Source organism: Ruegeria sp. AL3, from assembly GCF_056536065.1.
The window spans coordinates 977,759-997,781 of record NZ_JBQFJG010000001.1 but is presented as its reverse complement, the minus strand read 5'-3'; the positions used below and the strand labels follow the sequence as shown (position 1 = coordinate 997,781).

Sequence of the window (20,023 nt, the reverse complement as noted above, 5' to 3'; positions counted from 1 at the left end):
CACACCCATCAGTCCCGCCCGCCCCGGCGGTGTGGACAACGGCGCGGCAAGCCCCGTCGCGCCTCGAAAGGATTCTGCGATGCCCCGTGCCACCACCACGAATCCATTTCATGCGCTGCGTTTCGAAGACGACCTGCCGACGCTGCACGAGGTCGAACGGCGCCTGAAAACATTCCTGCGCGGCCTCCGCAGGCAACGCCAGGCGGCGCAGACCGGTGACGATGAAGGCGCCCGCGACAAGATGGACCAGTTCTTCGACTATCTGAATGAGGCCGAGCGGCGGAAGATCCGGCGTCGCGCGCACCGCTACGTGCAACGGCTGGACGCCCTGTCTGGTCTGTCTCACCTCAGCGAGGAAAACCGCGCGAAGCTGACGCCCATTCGTGGCGGACTGCCGGTCACCCGCATCACCACCGAACACGAGGCGGACGAGATCGCGACCGCCTTGCATGCTGAGATGCCCTGGATGGCGCCCGCCACCGAAGCCGTCTGGCACGGGTTGCGGGCCTCGACACGCGAGGGCCTGCCGGGTGTCCGCTTCGCCCCGCTGATCCTGAACGGCCCGCCTGGTATCGGCAAGAGCTTCTGGGCCCGGCGACTGGCCCACCATCTGGAGGTCCCTGCGACCAATATTGATGCAACGGGCAAGCCGGCGTCCTTCGCGCTCACCGGATCCCAGCGCGGCTGGGGCAGCGCCCATGCGGGCAAACTGGTCAACACGGTCCTGAACAACCGGCATGGCGGGCCGCTGGTCATCATCGACGAGATCGAAAAGGCCGACGAGGTCCACTCCAACAAAGGCACGCGGCACACGCTGACTGACGCCCTGCTGCCGCTGCGGGAGCGGATGACGGCGGCGACCTGGGAATGCCCGTTCTTCCAGGTCAAGATGGACATGTCCTGGGTCAACTGGGTGATGACGGCGAACAGCCGGCAGGGCCTGCCAGAACCGTTTCAGAGCCGCTGCGTTGTGCTGGACCTGCCGGACCTGACCACGGGGCAGTTAAGGGACTTCGCCATAAACGAAGCCGCGCGGCGGGGACTCTGGCTGAACCCTCTCGGGACATTGCTGCGCAATGCCCTGCCGGGCAGCAGACGGGTCGTGCGTTCGGCTTCGGCCAGAGCGGCCCAACCACGTCTGGTCCTATGATTACGTCCAAGATCGAACCGCCGATGGGCGGGCCTACCGTACCCTGAACATCATCGACGAATACACCAGTGAGGCGCTGATGATCCGCGTTGATCGCAAGCTCAACTCGACCGACGTGCTGGATGCGCTGACGGACCTTTTCATTCTGCGGGGACCGCCGGAACACATCAGGTCCGACAACGGCCCCGAGTTCATTGCGCAGAAGGTGCAGGACTGGATCGCGGCCGTCGGCGCCAAAACGGCCTACATCGAGCCGGGGTCACCTTGGGAAAACGGCTTCTGCGAAAGCTTCATCGCACGGTTCCGCGATGAACTGCTCAACGGCGAGCTATTCTATAGCCTAAAGGAAGCCAGATTCCTGATCGAGCAATGGCGTGTCCACTACAATACCGTCAGGACACAGTGCACTGGGCTACCGTCCGCCCGCGTCAGAATGCATCGCGCCGGTGGACTAGAGGCCGACGATGAACTAACAATCAGACCGGACCACCCGACGGGGGCACGCCAGGTGCCTTACTTAGACAAGCCACAACACAAGGCAACATGCGATTGATCCGAGGGACAGGCTTCCAACAACCAATTGCAAGTGGAAGCGAGATGCCGGTTGGGCGCTGTGCGCTTCCAATCGGGAATACACGCGGCGGGCGTTCATCCACGCTCCCCAATAGATCAGCAGCGAGATCAACCCAAAAAGAGTGGCTGCGGCTTTCGCCAACCACTCGGGCTCGACGGCGGAAAATACGGCCTTGAGGCCAAGGGCGATGGCCACGCATGCCATCCCGGTTCTCATCCAACCCGCAAACGTGCGCTCATTGGCCAAAATGGTGCGGTCTTCGGCCCAGTCGGTCCGCTCTTCGGCCAAGTTTTGGCTTTTCGTGTTTTTATCAGACATTGCCACCCTTTGGACTGGTCACCAGATCAGAATGTGCAGGCTAGCCTATTTTTCGGCAAGCCTGCACAAGACCTTAAGCGCGCGCAGTTGGATCTCGAAATGCCAAACGCGCCCGGACACCGCGTCAGCTTGATTTCGAGATCGCCCGCAGCATCCAAGCTGCCTGCTCGTGAAATGCCGAACGTTCGGTCGCCAGATCTTCAGTCACGACGTCTTTGCGGCTGCCTGCAAGCTCGGTCAGGGCGTGCAGGCGGTGCGCCACCCGCTCGTGATCAGCAGCCAGATATTCGATCATGCCGGCGGCGGTCAGGTCCCCTTCGCGGTCCTTGATGACCGAGAAATCCAGGATGTCGGACATGCGCGAGGGTGCCAGATGACCCAGCGCGCGGATGCGTTCCGCGATCTCATCAGCAGCGGCGAACATGTTTTCGTACTGTTCTTCGGTCAGCTTGTGGATCGAATAGAACAGCGGGCCTTCCACGTTCCAGTGATACGCATGTGTCTTGAAGGTCAGCCGGTAGGTGTCGGCCAGAACATCAGCCAGACCCTTGGCCAAGGGCGCGGTGTCGCGCACGCCAGTGGAAACGGGGTTTTCGTTCGGGACAACGTTCAATGCGTCGGTCATGACAACTCCTTTTTTCTACTGGGGAAGAAACGCCCAAAGCCTGGCGTTGTTCCACTTTCGACGAAAAAAATCAGGTGACAGTGGGCATTCCGCCGTCAGCCGAATAGTCGACCGATACCCGCAGCAAAGTCGGAACGGCGACGTCGGCAGCCGCCTGCAGCGCAGGAGCAAGTTTGTTGTGGCTTTCGATGTCGTGATAGACCCAGCCAAAGGATCGGGCCAGTGACTCCCAATCGGGGTTGCCGAAGGAAAACTCGCGCGCACCTGGTTGTTTTTCGTCGATCAGACCATAGCCGTTGTCTTCCCAGATCAGAACAGTCACGGGCGCGCACAACCGGGCCGCCGTCTCCATCTCCTGAACGTTCATCAGGAAGTCCCCATCACCGCAAACGGCGATTACCCGACCCTCGTCCAACAGGCGGGCAGCCTCGATCGCTCCGGGCAGCGCAAGGCCCATACCGGCCAGGCCGTTCGGAATGATGATTTGCCCCGCCCGGCGCGCTTGAACCTTGCTGGCTACCCAAAGTTTGTGCAGGCCTACGCCGGACAACAGAACGTCGCCTTCGCGAAGCGTTTCGGAAATCGCCTGACAAATGTCCGACGGCGCGACACAGGCGGCATCGGAAGGTGTTGGCCCACCTTCCAGCGAGGCGTCAATCTTTTGCTGGAGACTTTTGAACCAGCTTTGCGCGGGGCGTTCGGCGGTGGCCTTCGCCAGAACGTCAATGCAGTGCGGAAGATCCCCAGTCAGAGCGGCCTTTACCGGCCAGTCCACATCAACCGCCGAGGCCACGTCCGAGATCTCGAGAACCGGCTTCTTACCGCCCATCGAGATGTTCGAGGTTGGATATTCAACCGGGTCAAACCCGATGGCAATGATCAGATCGCACAGGTCGAAGGCTTCAGACACCAATTCTTTGCCCGGTTGACCGACCGAATGCAGCGAGAGCGGGTGCCCCGGCGGCAAAACTCCTTTGGCCATGAATGTCGTGACGACCGGGGCGGAAAGGCTTTCTGAAAGTGCCCGCACGTCGCTTGCCGTGCCGGATCGGATCACCCCGTGTCCTGCAAGAATCAAGGGCTTTTTCGCCTCGGCCAGCAGGCGCGCTGAACGGATGACCGCATCGGCCGCCGGCCGCACCTCGGCTGTCGGCGGCGCCACGAAAGGTTCGGCCAGAATCGGGACCTCGGCCAGATCCTCGGGCAGGGAAAGATGGACGGCACCGGGCTTGTCGAGCTTGCTCAACCGCACGGCCTCGGCAACGACTTGGGGAATTTCATCCGCGACCATCAGCGTTCGGCTCAACTTGGTGACTGGCGCGAAGAGTGCTTCGAGATCGATGATCTGATGGCTTTCGCGGCCCAGCCTGGACCGCGCACCCTGTCCCGTGAGGGCGATCAGCGGCACATGGTCAAGCGTGGCGTCAGCCACACCGGTGACAAGGTTGGTCGCCCCAGGTCCAAGTGTCGAGAGGCATACCGCAGGGTTCCCCGTCAAACGCCCGTGAACCGATGCCATGAACGCCGCCGATTGCTCGTGCCGGCACAGGACGAAGTCGATGCTCGACTTGTCGATTGCGGCGATCAGATCGGTTGTTTCCTCACCCGGAACACCGAATGCACAGGCCACGCCGTTGGCTTCCAGGCAGGCAACCAGCAATTCGGCGGCGGTTTGGGTATGGACGGCATCTTTCATAGAGCTTTGAACCTCGGGGTACTGTTTCAGGGAATGGGGATGCGCGGGGGCTCACCCACGGATCAGCCGCAAGATCAGCGAACCGATGAACAGGACCAGAAAGATCACGAAAAGGATCTGCGCAATACCGGCCGAGGCCGACGCGATGCCGCCAAACCCGAAGATGCCAGCAACGATAGCAAGTGCGAAAAAGATCAGCGCCCAGGACAACATGGGATTTCCTTTCATTTCTGTGGCTACTGACGGGTTAACGCTTGGAACCCCAGATTGGTTCCGGGTCATTTTGGTGGAACCTTTGACGAGCGCCCGCGTTGGGTCGATGAAAGGAGATCTGACATGACACAGAAAACGGCGAAAAAGGCCCCTCAGGACACTCCGCATGTGGAGATGGCGGCGCGGATCGAAGAAGTGGCCAAGGAGGCCAAATCAGCGTTGGAAGATGGCGTAACCGCAACGCGTGACACGTTGAAGACGGCGCGCGACGAGGCGCAAAAGCAGCTGACACTGACATCCGAGAAAAGTGCCGCATTCGTGCGCGAGAACCCGGGTCTGGCTATGGTCGGAGCGTTGGGCGTGGGTGTCCTGCTGGGCCTCGCGTTGCGCAAGGCGGACCGCGGTTAGAACACGCGATACTTCGCGACCGATATGGGCATCGAGTACGTATTGCCGGCCATGCTCGGCTTGGGTTTGGCCGGTCTACTGATCTGGTTCTTCATCAGGAATCGCTGACAGCGCTATTCGTCACTGCCACGCCAACCAACCCGCCATCCCAAAGGCCCAAAGCGCCTCAGCCGCGCTTTGGGTCTTCTTCTATTTCGGGTTTGATCTGGGCGTAGGCCAGCATCGTGAAGACAGCGGTTCCTCCGATGATGTTGCCGGCCAGAACGGGCAGGAAAAAGCTGAAAACGGCTGCGCCTGGTGGCAACTGCCCCTGAAGCATCAGAACCGCCATTTCCACCGATCCGGCAACGACGTGGGTAAAGTCACCGGCCGCAATCATCCAAGTGAAGATTACGATGACCAGCACCTCGTTGTTCTGTGCCGAAGGCAGCATCCAAACGATCGCCGCAATCAGGATCCCCGCCGGTATTCCGCGCAGAAAGCCAACCCAGGCGCCCATGCCGGTGGCGTGGTGGCTCAGGTCGTTGATGACCGCGACGAGTTGGGGCGACAACACCGGCGTATGGATCAGGAAGGCAGATATCGCAAACGCCCCCAGCACATTGGAACCCAGAACGATTGCCCACAGCCTGGCGGTTTTGGTGAAGCACGCGACGGACGGATTTATCATGGCTGGAACGACGGTCGTTATCGTGTTCTCTGTGAACAACTGCATCCGCCCCAAAATGACCAGGACAAAGCCGAGGGAATAGCCCAGGTTCTCGACCAGGAAGCGCCCGCTGGTTTCGGGCAGATGTGCCCGCAAGATCGCTTCACCCAGCACCGAAAAGCTGATCAGCACTCCAGCGGCAATCCCGGACCAGAACAACGCTTTGGTCGGGCGGTCCAGTTCCTCCTCGCCGTTTTGGCGGATGGTCTCGAATATCAGGCGCGGAGACAGGCCGGACGCTTCTTCGACCGCTTCGCGCTCGCTCTCTTTCTCGACAAGATCTTTTCGCGGCGCGTTGTGTGTATTGGACATTTTGACCCCTTGTATCGACCTTCAAACCCAACGTTCTGCCGGTCGTTTTGGTTCCATTAGGCGCAAAAATCGTCAAGCCTCGTGCGAGAGCTGGGATCACACCCAGATCTTTGTCGGGAACTTTTGGCCACCTATCGCGTTGTGACCTTGTAGGAACAACGACAAGTAACTCGAAAGGAACTTCGGTATGGTGGAAGTGTATGGCATTGGCGGTCTGATCGTCCTGGTTTTGTCGATCTGGGCCATTATCTCGATCATCGGCTCGTCTGCGACGACCGGTGCAAAAATCCTGTGGGTCCTTTTCGTTCTGTTGCTTCCGGTCGTCGGCTTCATCTGCTGGCTGATCTTTGGCCCGAAGGCAGCGCGCAGCGCGATCTGATCAGCGCGGAGATTGTCGGTACAAAAAAGCGCGGCATCGGCCGCGCTTTTTTTGGTTCAAGGATCTGGGGGGCACAATGCACCCTTCGCCGTCTCACCCAGGATCAGAACCGATCTTCAAGCCGTTCCCACTAAAATCAATGGCTGCGATCTTGCGGGCAAGATCTGCGGCCGTAAAAGGCCGTATCAGTGCCGCACATTCAAATTGCGCTTGCACCTCGGGGGACGGGTCCAACAGCAACAGCGCACTGCCGCGCTCGGCCAACAGCCGCGCGACGGCGTCAAATGACGTCTCACTTCTGCGATAGCTCAGAACGCTCAAGGCCGGGGCGAATTTGGGCTCCTGCCAGAAATGCCTGCCCGCGTGCAGCTCGCGGATATGGACAATGCGATCGGTTGGAACTCCGGGGATGGCGTCACTGATGTCCGCTGCTTCGATAAAGTTTTCCGTAACAATCAAAACATCTGCTACGCTGCGGGAAGAGGCTTCCATAAATACCATCCTGAAATCTGTTCGATGCCACCCTAGGGCAATCCCACAGCGCCGCAATAAACTATGACACAGCAACGAAAAAATTCTCTAATCGCATGTGCGGACTGTCCGCTGAGGCAGATGGACGTCTTCCTGCCGTTCTCGGAAGACGACCTGCGATTCATGCAGAGGTTCAAAACCGGCGAGATGCAGGCCGAACCCGGAACGCAACTGTTCATCGAGGGTGCGAAATCCGCGCATCTGTTCACGGTTCTGAGCGGGATGGGCGTTCGTTATAAAACGCTGGAAAATGGTCGCAGGCAGGTCATCGGCTTTGTGCTTCCAGGCGATCTCGTCGGGTTGCAGGCTGGGGTCATGGGCGAGATGCGGCACTCCGTCGAAGCGACAACCGCGATGCGGCTGTGCGTGTTCAATCGCTCGCGGCTGTTCGAATTATATCAGAACCAGCCTGATCGCGCCTTTGACCTGACATTCCTGGCCGCCGTCGAAGAGCATTTTCTGGGCGACGCCCTGACAACCGTTGGCCAGCGCGGCGCGATCGAGAAGATCGCGTGGAGCCTGCACCGGTTTTACACACGGTCGCAGGCCGTCGGATTGGCAAAAGGCTTGCGGTGTCCGCTGCCCTACCGGCAGCAGGATCTTGCGGATGCGTTGGGCTTGTCTCTGGTTCACACGAACAAGACCCTGCGCCGACTGAAGGATCTCGGCTTGGCCGAGTGGTCCAACAATGTGCTGCAGATTAACGACCTTGAGGGTCTGGCCGAGCTTGGCTTGGTCGAAATCACCGAAGCCGTTCCGCGCCCGCTGATCTAAACGTGGCGGATGGACAGGAATTGAAAAACCGCCGACCGAAAAATCGGCCGGCGGCTTGATCACGAGTTTTGCGACTGAAGAGCCGGTTTACGACCCTTCGTAGGCCGGCATATCCTTCAGCATCTCCTTGTCGGCATGAACGAAGGCATAGGTGGTGTCACCATCGATTTCACGCATCAGCGACACGCGCGAGAAATCGATCAGAACATCCTTTTCCCCCAAGCCGAGGAACCCGCCGACGCCAATCACGGCCCCATCAACCGATCCGTCCATGTCGACGACAACCTCTTCGATCTCACCGATCCACTCTTGCGAGACGTCATAGACGCGCATGCCGGTCAGATCTTTGGCCGGGATGGTGCCTTGGGCAACGGGGACATAGCCCGTGATGTCGATGGTGGTTGGATCAACTGCATCGGCCATCTGTCCGGCTTTTTCGCTGATGTACTCACCAGTTGCTTCGGCTGCCTGGTCGACGTCTTCCGCCGTGTTCCGGGCGGCGTTCTTGATGTCCTGCGCGGTATTGGACAGCGCATCACCGGCTGCCTCGGCTGCCTCTTCCAGGTTCTTGCCGACTTCTTCGACATTCGAGCTTTCTGCATAGGCCGATGCCGACATCACCAGAACGATCGAAGTTGTGGTCAGAAAACGTTTCATAGCTCACTCCTTTGGTCTGTTCTGACCGCATTTCCCGCGGTCTTGTTGAACAAACGAATGACGCCGCAACTTGTTCCCAGAAAAGTGCAAAAATATCTGTTTTAAAATGAAAAAAACCGCGCAACTGCGCGGTTTGACAAGCCGTGGTCAGACCTTCAGACCGGGTGCAGCGGATCGGAAGATGTGGACAGAACCATGTAGTGTTCGTCGTCGGGAATATTGCGTAACTCAGCGAACGGAAAACTCAGGATATCTGGTCGCCCGTCGATCAAGAGAAACCGCAGAACCTTGGTGTCAGGGTCGAACTCAATATCCTTTAATTTGCCCAACTCACCAGTAGCGTCAAACACGGGGTTGCCCCGCAACTTCGTAAACCATCGGAAGTTGCTACCAGGTGGCGTGGGTTGCGGGCGTTGGCGGAGAGCGTCATTCAGGACCGCCCCCATCACAACCGGCGCAATCGCGTTGCCGAACGGCCCTACGACCAGGGGCGGCAGGCCTTTGATGTCCACTGCAAGGGGATCTTCGTCTTCTTTGCGCTGGCGAAGGTGATGCAATTGCTGATGGGAAAACGCGCACTCTATCACGCTTGCACCAAGTTCGAGCGTATCGGCGGTGAAAGCCACCGGGTCATTCCCTACGGCCACGCTCAAATTGACCAAGACGTACTCCAACTCGGTCTGCCCAGCGCTAATAGCGATATCGGAAACGCGACCAATCGCGTGGTCGGTCCCAGCTGGGACAACGGGCTTATTGATGAGGTCAGACAGTTTCATGGCGGTGGTGATTACCTTTGGGGTCTATCTTGGGAGTGCGTGGGGCGCCACCGATTTGACGCCACCCCACACAATATGGGCATCCACCTTTGGGCTACATGTCCTTGATCAGGCGATCCACGATTTCCCGAACGTCTTCTTTCGAATCTCCGTATTTCTTTTGGATGATGCCTTCCAGTTGCTCGCGATCGCCGCGGGCTTGCTCGATCTCATCATCGGTCAAATCGCCGAAACGCTCGATCAGCTTGCCTTTGAATTCGGTCCAGCGTCCAAGAATTTGGTCCCAGTTCATCGTAAATTCCTTTCGATTGCTTCGTCGCTGCCAGTGAAACGCACCAAACTCGAACTGGTTCCGGGCACCGGCGATATTTCTGCGTTGGCCCGAAAAATGGGGGTTCGGGCAGATACCGAACTGTGTCTTCAGTGGTTTTCGAACTGGTGTTGGGAACAATCTCGCCTTCCATGCGTTGGGGGACCGACACCTCAACACAGGAGATCGAACCATGCCACGTCGAACCGAGACCGCGGAGAAAGCAAAAGCCCATGCCCAGGATCTGGCCGGCAAGGTCAAGGACACCGTGACCGCCGAGGCCTCGGCCCGGGCCGAATCGCTGAAGAACAGCGCAGCGCAGGAGGTTGAGAGCGCCGCTCATGCAGCCGACGCAGCTGCCGATGAATTTCCCGACCAATCGGTGCAGCATCAGGTCTTGTCGAGGATTGCGGACAACATGGAAGCTGTGGCTGGGCAAGTCCGCTCTGCCGACTTGGCCAGTATGAGCCGAAAGGTGTCTGATTTCGCCCGCGAAAACCCGCTGTTGTTCGTCGGATCGGCTGCCTTGGCCGGGTTTGCTGCAGCCCGTTTCCTGAGCGCGCGCAATACGGGCGCGGCCCAGTCCGCATCTTTTGGGGCAGATCCTTGGGATATTGATCCGTCGCTGCTGCATGGGACCTCGGTCGATACGTCGGGCCACACCAGCGCGCTGGCGCGGATGAATGGTGGCCGCGATGCATAACCCCAACGATCTGCGATCTGCACCGGGGCTTGTGGCAAACGCGCTCAAACATCTGTCGGGTTTGCTTCAGGCTGAGGTAAAGCTTGCCAAGGAGGAATTGTCCCGAAACCTGACGCGAGCGGGCTTAGGGCTGGCCTGCATTGGCATTGCTCTGATCCTGTTGATGATCGCGCTGAACCTCATGGCCACAGCCCTGGTCGCGTATGTCGCCGCCAATGGACTGTCGGTGGGTATGGCCTCGTTGCTCGTTGGCGCGGGTTTCGTTCTGGTTGCTGCGTGCCTGGCGCTTTTTGGCCGGTCCCGCCTGTCCGCCACTGCGCTGGTCCCCGAGCAAACCATGAAAAACCTGCAGCGCGACATCGAAGCGATGAAGGAGTCGACCCATGTCTGACCTGACACCTCTTGAAACGCAGATCGCATACGAACGCAGCGCTCTTGCACGCTCGCTGAATGCTCTGTCGGATACGCTGGCACCGCCACGCCTGGCAGACGAGGCGAAATCGACGCTCGAAGCCTATGGCGGGCAGATCGGTGCGCAACTCTGGTCCACGGCTCAAAAAAATCCGGCCGCCTTTGCTCTGCTCGGTGCAGGAGCAGCCCTTTTGGTTGCGGGTCCCGGGTCTGGCGCAAAAATAACTCAATCCCCGCCCCAAGCCGTACCTCCGCAGCAGGCCTTCGACGGGTTTGACCGGCGTGTCGCCGACGCTGACAGCCGCATGAAACAGGAGATGACAGGAATGACTGAAAACAGCCAATCTGCTAGCGTGTTGTCCGCCGCCTTGGAACGTGGTCTGGACAAGCTCTCACCCCAAGCCCGTGCCCGTGTGATCGAAGCGCGCAAGGCCGCAATCGGTGCGCAGCAAGCGGTCGAGAAGCGTGCGCGGAAGGCGGCGAAGGCCTCGCAGACCTTCGTCCATGATCAGCCGCTGGCGGCCGGCGCATTGGCGCTGGGCGTAGGTATTCTGGCTGGCGCTCTGCTGCCCAACACTCGCAAAGAGGACGAGCTGCTGGGCCATCGGCGCGATCAGCTGATGCGTCACGCCCAAAAGGTTTTGAACGAAGAACTGGACAAGCTGCATGCCGCGGCCAATGTACGGCTGGATGACGCGGCAGATCGGGCCTCTGGCGCTTTGCGCAGTCAGTGAAGCGCGCCCATGCCAACTACTTTCAGCTCTCCATCGGCCTTGCGTGCAATGCTGGCGATCCTGACCGGGATCGCCAGCATCACCGCTTTGTACCTGGCCCGGTCCATCGTCGCTCCGATCACATTCGCTTTGGTTTTGGGGGTCGTGGTCGCCCCGCTTGCCGACAAGCTTGAGAAGGTCGGTTGCCCGCGTGTGATATCCGCCTCGGCACTGCTGTTCGTGACCAGCACCGTCATCGTCGCGGCGTTCCTTCTGCTTGAACCGTTGCTGTCCACGCTGGTCGAACAGTTGCCCGCCATCAAACGCGAGTTGCGCTCTTGGGTCGCCGCGATGTCCGAGTTCATTCGGGGCATCGAAACGCTTGGACGCGAGATCGAGGAAACCGTCGGTGCCGATGGGGCAGCGGAAACGGAGTCCGCCCTTCCGTCAGTGATGGATGCCTTGTGGCTGGCGCCCAATTTCGGATCAAAGATCCTGATTTTCATCGGCACGCTGTTCTTTTTCGTTTTGACCCGGCCCGAGCTCTATGCCGCAGCCGGTCCCCTGAAAGAGCGGCTGTATCTGGCTGACCGCGCGGTCTATCGCTATTTCGCTGCCGTGACGTTGGTCAATATCGGCCTTGGGACTGTTACGGCTGTGGCCTTGGGGCTGATCGGCATCAATGACGCCGTAATCTGGGGGGTGGCCGCCGGCCTTCTGAATTTTGTGCTGTATCTCGGCCCGCTGATGATCCTGACCGGCCTTCTGATCGCCGGTTTAACCCAGTTCGGTGGAGCCGCGGCCCTGTTGCCTCCCCTGGTTTTCCTGGCGATCAATCTTTCTGAAGCACAATTCGTAACACCCGCCTTCGTCGGCCAACGTCTGCAGGTGAATCCGCTGGTCGTGTTCATCGCCATCATCTTTGGGCTTTGGCTTTGGGGGCCGGTCGGCGCCATCGTCGCGCTGCCGATCTTGCTGTGGTTCGGCGTGTTGATGAACCCCAAGGTCATGAGCCCGATCACAACCAGCTAGACGATGTTTTCAGTTACCCCGGGCAGCGGTTGCCGCATGTCGCGCGCAACGTCGGCGTCATGCGGGACGAGGAAGCCGCTGCGCGCTTCGGGGCGCCGCACACCGTTGGCCTGAATCTCTCGCCCCCACCACGCGAACATGGCATCGGGCTCGATCTGTTTGCTCAGATCATCCGAGAACCACCAATGGTCCACCAAGGCTTGCCGCAGAACCGCCACACGCTGCCGGTCGGTGACCCGAAGGGCGACTTCTGTGTCCCACCGCAAAGACCGTCCGTTCAGGTTGGCGGACCCGACCAAGGCATGATTGTCATCCACCACCAGAACTTTGTTGTGAACGTGAATTATCGGAGACCCGCTCAGAACCTCGGCGCGGTCATCGGCCCCGCTTGCGGAAATCGGCTGGACCGGGGTCGAAAGCGATACACGGTCTTGGAACCCCTGCTGGATGATCTCCAGGCATTTGGCTTGAAGGTCCAACCCGAATTGCGCGTCCAGTCCGTCATGCCCGCCAAAGGCCACTTCTTCAGGTAAAGCTGGCAGAACAAGCACCAGTTTCAGGTCCTGCTTGTTAAGGCCCGCCTCAGCCAGAGCCTCGGCCAATCGAGTCGATCTGAAATACTGGGTCTCGATGTGCAGAAGTTGCCGCGCGGCTTGAAAGGCGGCTATGTGCTCATCCTCGATCTCATGCGCGATGGTCTTTGGCGACAGCCGCCAGAACGCAAACCGGCGCGGGCTGGACAGGGTGCGGCGCAGGTGGGTTGCCTGAGGGTCCGGTTGTCCGGTTGCGATTTCATGTTCGAACCGGTCGATATGGCGCGCGGCCTCGGCGGCCTCGGGTCCGCGGACAAGCAACTGAACGTCTGACCAGGTGTTTTTGGCCAGACGATCGTGATCCGGTGTGTCAAAGCGCCTTTCGTTCAAGTCCAATCCGCCGAGGTAGCAGATCTCATTGTCGATCACGGCGACTTTCTGATGGTGCGACACGGTGTGAAGCCGGGGTAACGTGTCCGACCCCAGCCGTACTGCCTGCCGTTCGCGTCGTTCGCGGGACAGCTTCTGAATCCGCTGCGCCTTTTTCCGAAGAACCGCCGGCAACAGCGCGGCCCACGGCAATGCGCCAGCCTGCGCCGGGTGCATGGACACGCGAACGGTCAAGCGCGAGGCGATTTCTGGACCCAGGATTTCCGCCAGCGCAACCGCCTGCCGTTTCGTGCGCCAGCTCAGCTCGTGCAACTCGGTCGCGAAGATCGGATCGAAATCGCTGATGACCAAATGAAACGTTACACCCTTGCGAATGACATGCTCGATCAGGTCAAACCAGGTTTCCCCAATCTGGCGCGCCTCGTCGCTGCGCAGCCGTGTCATGAAATCGAATATCCGAAAACTTGCCTTGATCTGGTGCCGGGCCTCAAGAACCGCTTTTTCCAAGGCGGGCCAGGCTTGCTCGGCCGTGATCAGGACCTCAAAGTCATTCTGCTGCGGCACGGGCATCACCGCTTCTCTCATCCGCAATGGACTGTGGTTCGCTATCCGCTTCTACTTCGGAGATTTCGAACGTCACCTCATACACATAAAGCGATGACGTCTCGGTTATGTCTTCGGAACCGTCCAATTGGCGGAGGAAGGCCTGCATCAGCCGCTGACCGATCCCGCCGCTATGGAACATATCCGCACCGTCGTCCGACTGCCCGCGCGTGTTGGAGATTTTCAGGTGCAGGGTGTTCTCCTCGGGTCGGGTCAATTCCACCGAAATTGTCGGCGGTCCGTTCTGCGGAACGCCTACGTATTTGACCGCGTTCGTCAGTGCCTCGGCCACCAGCATCGACAGCGTGACTGCCTGATCCTGCCCCAGTTCGACAGGCGCGATCCGGCAGTCAACCTCGACCACCTGACCCAGAATTGGCGGTCGATGCGCCAGTTCGGCGACCAAATGTCCGATCAGTGCCTCGGTGTTGATCGTCGTCATCTGCGAGTTCTGGTTCAAGCTCTGGTGCACCATGGCCAGGCCGCGAACCCGACGCTGCAACTGTTCCAGCAAGCGCCGGGCCTCGGTGGTTTCGGCCTTGCGCAAATGCATGTTCATGATCGAAGCGATCAGTTGAAGATTGTTTTTGACGCGATGGTGTACCTCGCGCAACAAGATCGTTTTTTCGACAAGGTCGCGTTCGTGCTGCGCCTCAGCCTCGCGGATCAACAAGACCATGCGGTTGAATGCAGTCTGTATTTGCTGAAACTCCTGCGGGGCGCCTGCGAGGCTTTCAATCGGGTCGCGCTCGCCCAACGCGAAACGACGCACGGCCGAACGCAAGCTGTCGAGATGCCGGATCACCAATCGATGCAGGCCCCACAAGGCAACTCCCAGACCGGTCACCCACATCAGGATCGGAAAAGCAATGGTCAGGGCAGTGCTGCCTGCACCGACAGAGGCCAGCGCCGCCTCGCGTGGCCAACTGCCAATCACGGCGACTTCGCCCGGAATGATGCTGGCAACTGCAAAAACCCGATCCTCTCCGTCGGCCGTTTTAGCCGAAAATGTTTTGCCGGAACTGGACAGAACCAACAGGTTTTCTTTCGCGGGCGGTAGGAATGGTTTGACCTCATCCAAGCCCACATTTGATGACAGCACTTCTCCGGTCGCGTCGAACAGGGCGATGACCACGTCACTACCAATGTTGCCAACATCCATGGGCGTGCGCGCCAGCGCATGAGGTATCGAGATGGAGACGAACCCCATAAGCTCGGTCCTGTTCATGACCGGCTGGGTTACGATGATCACTGATTGCCCTGTCGCCGCCCCGGCACGACTGACAGAAAAAGTAAGCTGCGGATTTTCCGAGATCTGCCCGAAACCGGGCGCGTCCGACAAATCGATGTCCTTCTCGACGGTCGAGCAGGCCATAATCCCATTTGGCTGGATGAATCCGGCAAATACGAACTCGGGCTGGCGTTCAACGAACCGGCGCATGAGGTCCGAACAAGCGGCATTGTCCAGGCTTCCCTCCGCAAGCGCGGCTGTAAGTCCCGAACTGGCACCAACAGCTTTCTGCAGAAGCTCCCGTTCGCGGGTGGCAGCTTCGATCGTGCGCGCCAAAACCGAGGCCCGAGATCTTTCGTCGGCCTCGGTAATCACAGCGCGTGTCTGCAATACCGCAATCAGCCCCAAAGGCAAAAGCGCCAGGGTGACTAGCGCGGCAAGATAGACGGTCAGGCTGCGCGGTTTCGCACCCATCGATCGTCAGGCCGCCGGTTGCGTCTGAACGATCGCCGCCGTCACCGCATCAGTCAACTCGATGGGTTCGTCATCTTCCAAACCCATCAGTTCGGCCAGTTGCGCGCGGGCCCGGTTCACCCGGCTTTTGATCGTTCCAAGGGCGACGCCACACATCTCGGCCGCTTCCTCATAGGAAAACCCTTGTGCACCGACCAGCACCAACGCTTCGCGCTGTTCATCCGTCAGTTGGTCAAATGCAACAGCAAAATCCTTCAACGCCAGCCGTCCGTCATGGTCGGGCTTTTGCGACAGGCTCTCGGCCATGGCGCCATCCACATCCTCGACTTCGCGCTTGCGCTTGCGGTGCAACGAAAAATAGGTGTTCCGGACGATGGTGAACAACCACGCCCGCATGTTGGTGCCTTCCTGGAACGAGTCGATATTGCTCCATGCCTTGATCAATGCGTCCTGCACGATGTCATCGGCAGTGGCGCCGTTTCGGCACAGGCTGATCGCAAAGGCACGCATCGCACCAATATGTTCGACAAGCTCTTCTCGCGGATCAACCATCCGAGCCTCCCGTGTCACCGCTTTTGGGAACACTGGTCTGATTGCGAAGTTTTTCAAGAAGATCGACGAATCGATCCGGAACCGGTTCGTTGGCTACCTCATCGAAAGCCCGCTTGAGGTTCTCGTCGATCCTTTGCTCTATTTCTTGCCGATGGCTTCGGCTTGGCTGTGGTTTTGTCATGGCATCATCAAAAATTTTTACTTTTGCTGGAACCATAACGCCCCAGTATGCGTTTGGTTCCCGAGTTTAGAGAAAAAAATGAGGAAAACATAGATGACCGAGCTGACCGGAGTTTCCGTCGCAGATAAAATTGGCCCGCTCTTGCCGTTTCTGCGCCGTTATGCCCGTGCCCTCACCGGCTCACAGGACAGTGGCGACGCCTACGCCGCTGCATCGCTTGAAGCGATCCTTGCAGATCCCGCCCAGTTCGATGCCGATCTCGCGCCGCGGGTCGCGCTGTTTCGTGTTTTTCACGGTATCTGGTCAACGTCGGGAATGCCCGTTGACGCCGATGGCGGCAGTTCTGACATTCAATCGCGCGCTCACGCCCAGTTGGCACGCCTGACGCCCAATACGCGCGAGGCCTTGCTGCTGCGCACGGTCGAAGAGTTCTCGGTCAGCGATATCGCCGCAATCATGCAGATAGAACCCGCCGAGGCTCAGAAGCTGATCGATATCGCCTACGAGGAAATGGCCCGCCACACTTCTGGGCGCATTTTGATCATCGAAGATGAAGCAATCATCGCGATGGATCTTGAAACGATGGTGACCGACCTGGGCCACCGGGTCACAGGGGTCGCACGCACCGAGACGGCCGCCATTGACTTGGCCGAGCGCGAGCCGTTCGACCTGATCCTGTCGGACATTCAACTGGCGGACAAGTCCAGCGGAATCGATGCCGTGAACCGCATCATTGCCCAGCACGGCGATTGCCCCGTCATTTTCATCACCGCGTTCCCCGAGCGCCTACTGACGGGCAAAGGGCCCGAACCGGCCTTTTTGATTTCCAAACCCTACACCGAAGAACAGGTCAAATCGGCCGTCAGCCAGGCCATGTTCTTTGCCTCTAGCGCCGTGATCGAGGTCTGACGCGGCAGGACCGCGCTGCAAGAAAAAACTCAGGCGATGAAACACGAGGAACACCATGGAAAACGAGATTGCACAGACCGCAGAGACCGTGACGAACACCGTTTGGGCCAAACTGTCACAAGTTCTGAATACCGAGCTGTATGACGGGAAATCGCTGAGCGACCTGCTGACGCTCGAGGCCCTTCTTGGCCTCGTCGCGAACGCGATCGCGGCGCTGATTCTATTGGTTCTTGGGATTGTGATTTCAAGATATGTCGGCCGGAAGATCCGGGGCGTCGGTGAAAACTCGGAACGTCTGGACGACACGCTTTTCAACTTTCTTGGCAATCTGGCGCGCTATACGATCCTGGCGTTTACAGGGCTGTTCATTCTGAACACGTTTGGGGTGCAGACGACGTCGATCATCGCGCTGATCGGTGCCGCGGGTTTGGCCATTGGTCTTGCCCTGCAAGGCACATTGTCCAACGTTGCAGCCGGCGTGATGATCATCCTGTTCCGACCGCTCAAGATCGGCGATTTCGTTGACGTGAATGGCGTGCTCGGAACCGTAAAAGATATCACCCTGAACTACACCGAAATTGCGGATATGGGGAACGTCAAGGTTATCGTTCCCAACGCCGAGGTGTGGGGAAACACCATCAAGAACTATTCCGTCTACGAGACCCGTCGTGCCGAGTGGACGTTCGGCGTTGGATACGGCGTCAACTTGGCGGAGGCCGAGCGCGTCATTCGCGAGACGATCATGTCGGACGCCCGTTCGCTGGCTGATCCCGAACCGTTCATCCAGGTGAACAATCTTGGCAGCAGCAGCGTCGATTTTCTTGTCCGCGTGTGGTGCAAGTCTTCGGACTACTTCCTATACCAGGCGGACATGAAGCGCAAAGTCAAAGAGGCGCTGGACGAAGCCGATATCAATATTCCGTTCCCAACCCGCACGCTGCTGATCGAAGACGTCGAGAGACGGCAAGAGAAGGCGATCGCGGCAGAATAACCTTGACTGTTGAACCTGGGGTCTGAAGCCAGAGCTCATCGGACAGATGTAGCGTTTTGAGCAATTGAGATGCGGTCATCGGCTGGGACGCTGCAATGATTGCAGCGACTGAAATAACAAAATGGGATGGCCATGAACTTACTATGTGAGACTGGATGTATCTGGTGAAAAAACTGCTACTTGCGTGATCGACGAGACCAGGGTCGTTGAGAAGGAACTCTCGTCGCAAAGCCTGTCAATGAGCATTCAATACTGACCGGGTTTTGGAGCGCGCCCCTTTTTGCTCCGAAACTGAAACAGGCCGCTACAGTCATATCCGGTTTCCTGGAAAGTTGAGAGGCAGAGCCTGCAGTAGAGCCGCAATGTGGCTTGCTGCAGGCAATCAAACGGGCCGTTTTGCAACTTTTTTGCGCAACGACCGCCAGGTGCCGGATACTCCGCTAAATCGCTGCTTTGGCTGTCCTTGGCAGCATGCGCAGCGAATGGCAGCGAGAATCACAGGTTCTTGGGCCGTGCAGCGAGCGGCGATTTGGGTCTGGCCCAGTTGTGTTTCAACGCCAACACGTCACGACAGCCGATAGAAAGACCGTGAGACATCGGTCTTGTCGGGTTTCAACGCGCTGCCAGTCTTTTGGTCTGCCGAACGTTTTCGCGCGGCACGGATCGCCGCATATCGGATTTCACACGCGACTTGCGCTTTTTGCGGCCCGGGATACTGGCGCATATCCCGTTGCCTATCAACGCGCCTGTAAACCAGAGACAGGCAAATTTTTTGGCCGAATTGTCCAGCGCAATTTTGGGGATTGCCGCCAATTGGTCACTGCACCCAATGGAAGGTGAGGCCGTCGCCTAGCCGGAGCCCAAAATCGCTTCAATCTTTGACAGGGTTGCGGAGTTCACTGCGACACCCGCTTCGCTTGACGAAAGCCGGCTCTTGCGGCGGCCATCACCGGGCAGATGCGCGCCGTCCTGAGATCTGATCGACTCAACCAGAGTTGCCATGGCATTTGAAAACAAACCTGCAGAGGACGCCACGGGATCAATCGCAATGAAGAACTGCCCTGTCTTCGGGGGGCCACCGGCCGTTCCGGAAAAAGGCGATGCGTTCAACCCAAGTGTCGATCCGGTAAGGGCAGCGGCCATGACTTCGGTCAGCAAAGCAACACCCACGCCCTTGTAGCCGCCCGAGGGGGCCATGCTGCCTTTCAAACCAACGTCAGGGTCGGTTGTCGGGTTGCCGTCAGCGTCCAGCGCCCATCCGACAGGAATGGCCTTGCCTTCTCTTGCATGCTTCATCACTTCGCTTTTGGCGATGGTGCTGGCGCTTTGATCTATCAGCAGCGCGGGTTGACCATCCGTACCCGGTGCAGCGATCGAGAACGGATTGGTCCCAACAACAGGTTTCGATCCGCCCGAGGGTGCGATGGATGCTGGCGCATTGGTGAACCCCAATCCGACCAGCCCTGCCTGGGCCAGCCGATACGTGTGATAGCCCAGCACACCGCAATTGTAGCTGTTTGTAATCGCCAATGCGGCGATGCCCTGTTCCCGTGCCGCAGGGATCAGCGCCTCGAAACCCAGATCGATGGCCGAATGTGCAAACCCGGTTTTGGCATCGACGCGGATGAGGCCCGGACGCGGGGTTTCAAGGGCCGGTTTTGCGTGACCGTCCACCTTGCCGCATTGAACATGCTCGCAATAGATCGGGATATACGCCAGCCCATGGCTGGCCACGCCGTCCGCTTCGGTCGCGGCTGTGGCAACAGCCAGAGGGCGCGCGTTTTCTTCGCTTGTGCCGGCGGCAACCAGCGCATTGAATGACAGCTCTTCGATTTCGGCAAGCGAGAGGGTTCTGGTTTCGGTCATCG

Annotated in this window: 24 protein-coding genes and 1 pseudogene; 11 read left to right on the top strand and 14 right to left on the bottom strand. The window is 58.9% G+C overall.

Going from position 1 to position 20,023, the window contains the following annotated elements; all coding sequences use genetic code 11:
* Positions 1-79: 79 nt before the first annotated feature.
* Positions 80-1,150 (top strand): AAA family ATPase, encoded by a 1,071-nt coding sequence (locus tag ACR3E6_RS05020; RefSeq protein ID WP_480486117.1) that lies wholly within the window; start codon positions 80-82, stop codon positions 1,148-1,150.
* A pseudogene (locus tag ACR3E6_RS05015) lies at positions 1,095-1,605 on the top strand (integrase core domain-containing protein); the annotation flags it as partial. The gene ACR3E6_RS05020 and the pseudogene ACR3E6_RS05015, both read left to right, overlap by 56 nt.
* 62 nt (positions 1,606-1,667) lie before the next feature.
* On the opposite strand, the gene ACR3E6_RS05010 reads toward ACR3E6_RS05015, so the two are convergent.
* The 4 genes from ACR3E6_RS05010 to ACR3E6_RS04995 form a co-directional block, all read right to left on the bottom strand.
* The gene (locus tag ACR3E6_RS05010) at positions 1,668-2,042 is read right to left on the bottom strand and encodes a YidH family protein (protein ID WP_171635494.1); all 375 of its coding nucleotides are present in this window, start codon (positions 2,040-2,042) and stop codon (positions 1,668-1,670) included.
* A 124-nt stretch (positions 2,043-2,166) separates the two neighbouring features.
* Positions 2,167-2,667 carry a Dps family protein gene (locus ACR3E6_RS05005; protein WP_171724066.1) on the bottom strand — a complete coding sequence of 167 codons (501 nt, stop codon included), beginning with the start codon at positions 2,665-2,667 and terminating at the stop codon, positions 2,167-2,169.
* A gap of 70 nt (positions 2,668-2,737) precedes the next feature.
* Positions 2,738-4,363 (bottom strand): acetolactate synthase large subunit, encoded by a 1,626-nt coding sequence (locus ACR3E6_RS05000; protein WP_480486115.1) that lies wholly within the window; start codon positions 4,361-4,363, stop codon positions 2,738-2,740.
* Positions 4,364-4,414: 51 nt separating this feature from the next.
* The gene (locus tag ACR3E6_RS04995) at positions 4,415-4,576 is read right to left on the bottom strand and encodes a DUF1328 domain-containing protein (protein ID WP_093961673.1); all 162 of its coding nucleotides are present in this window, start codon (positions 4,574-4,576) and stop codon (positions 4,415-4,417) included.
* A 123-nt stretch (positions 4,577-4,699) separates the two neighbouring features.
* Here ACR3E6_RS04995 and ACR3E6_RS04990 point away from each other — a divergent pair, with 123 nt between their 5' ends.
* Positions 4,700-4,984: a hypothetical protein gene (locus ACR3E6_RS04990; RefSeq protein ID WP_171635497.1), complete on the top strand. Its 285-nt coding sequence runs from the start codon at positions 4,700-4,702 to the stop codon at positions 4,982-4,984.
* Between the two features lie 166 nt (positions 4,985-5,150).
* On the opposite strand, the gene ACR3E6_RS04985 is transcribed toward ACR3E6_RS04990, so the two are convergent.
* Positions 5,151-6,005 carry a formate/nitrite transporter family protein gene (locus ACR3E6_RS04985; RefSeq protein ID WP_171724068.1) on the bottom strand — a complete coding sequence of 285 codons (855 nt, stop codon included), beginning with the start codon at positions 6,003-6,005 and terminating at the stop codon, positions 5,151-5,153.
* 187 nt (positions 6,006-6,192) lie between these two features.
* Between ACR3E6_RS04985 and ACR3E6_RS04980 the strand changes: the two genes are divergently transcribed.
* Positions 6,193-6,384, top strand: coding sequence for a PLDc N-terminal domain-containing protein (locus tag ACR3E6_RS04980; RefSeq protein WP_171172676.1), 192 nt, complete (start codon positions 6,193-6,195; stop codon positions 6,382-6,384).
* Positions 6,385-6,477: 93 nt separating this feature from the next.
* On the opposite strand, the gene ACR3E6_RS04975 is transcribed toward ACR3E6_RS04980, so the two are convergent.
* A complete protein-coding gene (locus tag ACR3E6_RS04975; protein WP_171724069.1) occupies positions 6,478-6,876 on the bottom strand; it encodes a hypothetical protein in 399 nt (132 codons plus the stop codon).
* 63 nt (positions 6,877-6,939) lie between these two features.
* On the opposite strand from ACR3E6_RS04975, the gene ACR3E6_RS04970 reads away from it, so the two are divergent.
* Positions 6,940-7,689 carry a Crp/Fnr family transcriptional regulator gene (locus tag ACR3E6_RS04970; RefSeq protein ID WP_171635504.1) on the top strand — a complete coding sequence of 250 codons (750 nt, stop codon included), beginning with the start codon at positions 6,940-6,942 and terminating at the stop codon, positions 7,687-7,689.
* A gap of 87 nt (positions 7,690-7,776) precedes the next feature.
* Here ACR3E6_RS04970 and ACR3E6_RS04965 read toward each other — a convergent pair whose 3' ends face one another.
* The 3 genes from ACR3E6_RS04965 to ACR3E6_RS04955 all read right to left on the bottom strand — a co-directional run bounded on the left by ACR3E6_RS04965 (position 7,777) and on the right by ACR3E6_RS04955 (position 9,414).
* Positions 7,777-8,346, bottom strand: coding sequence for a PRC-barrel domain-containing protein (locus ACR3E6_RS04965; RefSeq protein WP_171635506.1), 570 nt, complete (start codon positions 8,344-8,346; stop codon positions 7,777-7,779).
* 155 nt (positions 8,347-8,501) lie between these two features.
* A complete protein-coding gene (locus tag ACR3E6_RS04960; protein WP_480486112.1) occupies positions 8,502-9,122 on the bottom strand; it encodes a PRC-barrel domain-containing protein in 621 nt (206 codons plus the stop codon).
* A 94-nt stretch (positions 9,123-9,216) separates the two neighbouring features.
* Positions 9,217-9,414, bottom strand: a complete 198-nt coding sequence (locus ACR3E6_RS04955; protein ID WP_171116905.1) for a CsbD family protein — start codon at positions 9,412-9,414, stop codon at positions 9,217-9,219.
* A 211-nt stretch (positions 9,415-9,625) separates the two neighbouring features.
* On the opposite strand from ACR3E6_RS04955, the gene ACR3E6_RS04950 reads away from it, so the two are divergent.
* The 4 genes from ACR3E6_RS04950 to ACR3E6_RS04935 are packed head-to-tail and all read left to right on the top strand — an operon-like array spanning position 9,626 to position 12,291.
* The gene (locus tag ACR3E6_RS04950) at positions 9,626-10,135 is read left to right on the top strand and encodes a hypothetical protein (protein ID WP_480486110.1); all 510 of its coding nucleotides are present in this window, start codon (positions 9,626-9,628) and stop codon (positions 10,133-10,135) included.
* On the top strand, positions 10,128-10,526 hold the full coding sequence (locus ACR3E6_RS04945) for a phage holin family protein (RefSeq protein WP_171724072.1): 399 nt from the start codon (positions 10,128-10,130) through the stop codon (positions 10,524-10,526). The genes ACR3E6_RS04950 and ACR3E6_RS04945 overlap by 8 nt, the downstream gene beginning before the upstream one ends.
* Positions 10,519-11,280: a hypothetical protein gene (locus ACR3E6_RS04940; protein WP_480486108.1), complete on the top strand. Its 762-nt coding sequence runs from the start codon at positions 10,519-10,521 to the stop codon at positions 11,278-11,280. The genes ACR3E6_RS04945 and ACR3E6_RS04940 overlap by 8 nt, the downstream gene beginning before the upstream one ends.
* A gap of 9 nt (positions 11,281-11,289) precedes the next feature.
* Complete coding sequence (locus ACR3E6_RS04935) at positions 11,290-12,291, top strand: AI-2E family transporter (protein WP_480486106.1); 1,002 nt, start codon at positions 11,290-11,292, stop codon at positions 12,289-12,291.
* On the opposite strand, the gene ACR3E6_RS04930 is transcribed toward ACR3E6_RS04935, so the two are convergent.
* The 4 genes from ACR3E6_RS04930 to ACR3E6_RS04915 are packed head-to-tail and all read right to left on the bottom strand — an operon-like array spanning position 12,288 to position 16,291.
* Positions 12,288-13,784 (bottom strand): phospholipase D family protein, encoded by a 1,497-nt coding sequence (locus ACR3E6_RS04930; RefSeq protein WP_480486104.1) that lies wholly within the window; start codon positions 13,782-13,784, stop codon positions 12,288-12,290. The genes ACR3E6_RS04935 and ACR3E6_RS04930 overlap by 4 nt on opposite strands.
* Complete coding sequence (locus ACR3E6_RS04925) at positions 13,762-15,522, bottom strand: sensor histidine kinase (protein ID WP_480486102.1); 1,761 nt, start codon at positions 15,520-15,522, stop codon at positions 13,762-13,764. The genes ACR3E6_RS04930 and ACR3E6_RS04925 overlap by 23 nt, the downstream gene beginning before the upstream one ends.
* Before the next feature lie 6 nt (positions 15,523-15,528).
* Positions 15,529-16,074, bottom strand: a complete 546-nt coding sequence (locus tag ACR3E6_RS04920; protein ID WP_171635524.1) for an RNA polymerase sigma factor — start codon at positions 16,072-16,074, stop codon at positions 15,529-15,531.
* Positions 16,067-16,291 carry a NepR family anti-sigma factor gene (locus ACR3E6_RS04915; protein WP_245218085.1) on the bottom strand — a complete coding sequence of 75 codons (225 nt, stop codon included), beginning with the start codon at positions 16,289-16,291 and terminating at the stop codon, positions 16,067-16,069. The genes ACR3E6_RS04920 and ACR3E6_RS04915 overlap by 8 nt, the downstream gene beginning before the upstream one ends.
* A 57-nt stretch (positions 16,292-16,348) precedes the next feature.
* Between ACR3E6_RS04915 and ACR3E6_RS04910 the strand changes: the two genes are divergently transcribed.
* Both ACR3E6_RS04910 and ACR3E6_RS04905 read left to right on the top strand, forming a co-directional pair.
* Positions 16,349-17,164 (top strand): response regulator, encoded by an 816-nt coding sequence (locus ACR3E6_RS04910; protein WP_171635526.1) that lies wholly within the window; start codon positions 16,349-16,351, stop codon positions 17,162-17,164.
* A 55-nt stretch (positions 17,165-17,219) separates the two neighbouring features.
* On the top strand, positions 17,220-18,155 hold the full coding sequence (locus ACR3E6_RS04905; protein WP_480486100.1) for a mechanosensitive ion channel family protein: 936 nt from the start codon (positions 17,220-17,222) through the stop codon (positions 18,153-18,155).
* 849 nt (positions 18,156-19,004) lie between these two features.
* Here ACR3E6_RS04905 and ACR3E6_RS04900 read toward each other — a convergent pair.
* Entirely contained in the window at positions 19,005-20,021 is a 1,017-nt protein-coding gene (locus ACR3E6_RS04900; RefSeq protein ID WP_171724076.1) for an Ldh family oxidoreductase, read from the bottom strand.
* Between the last annotated feature and the right edge of the window lie 2 nt (positions 20,022-20,023).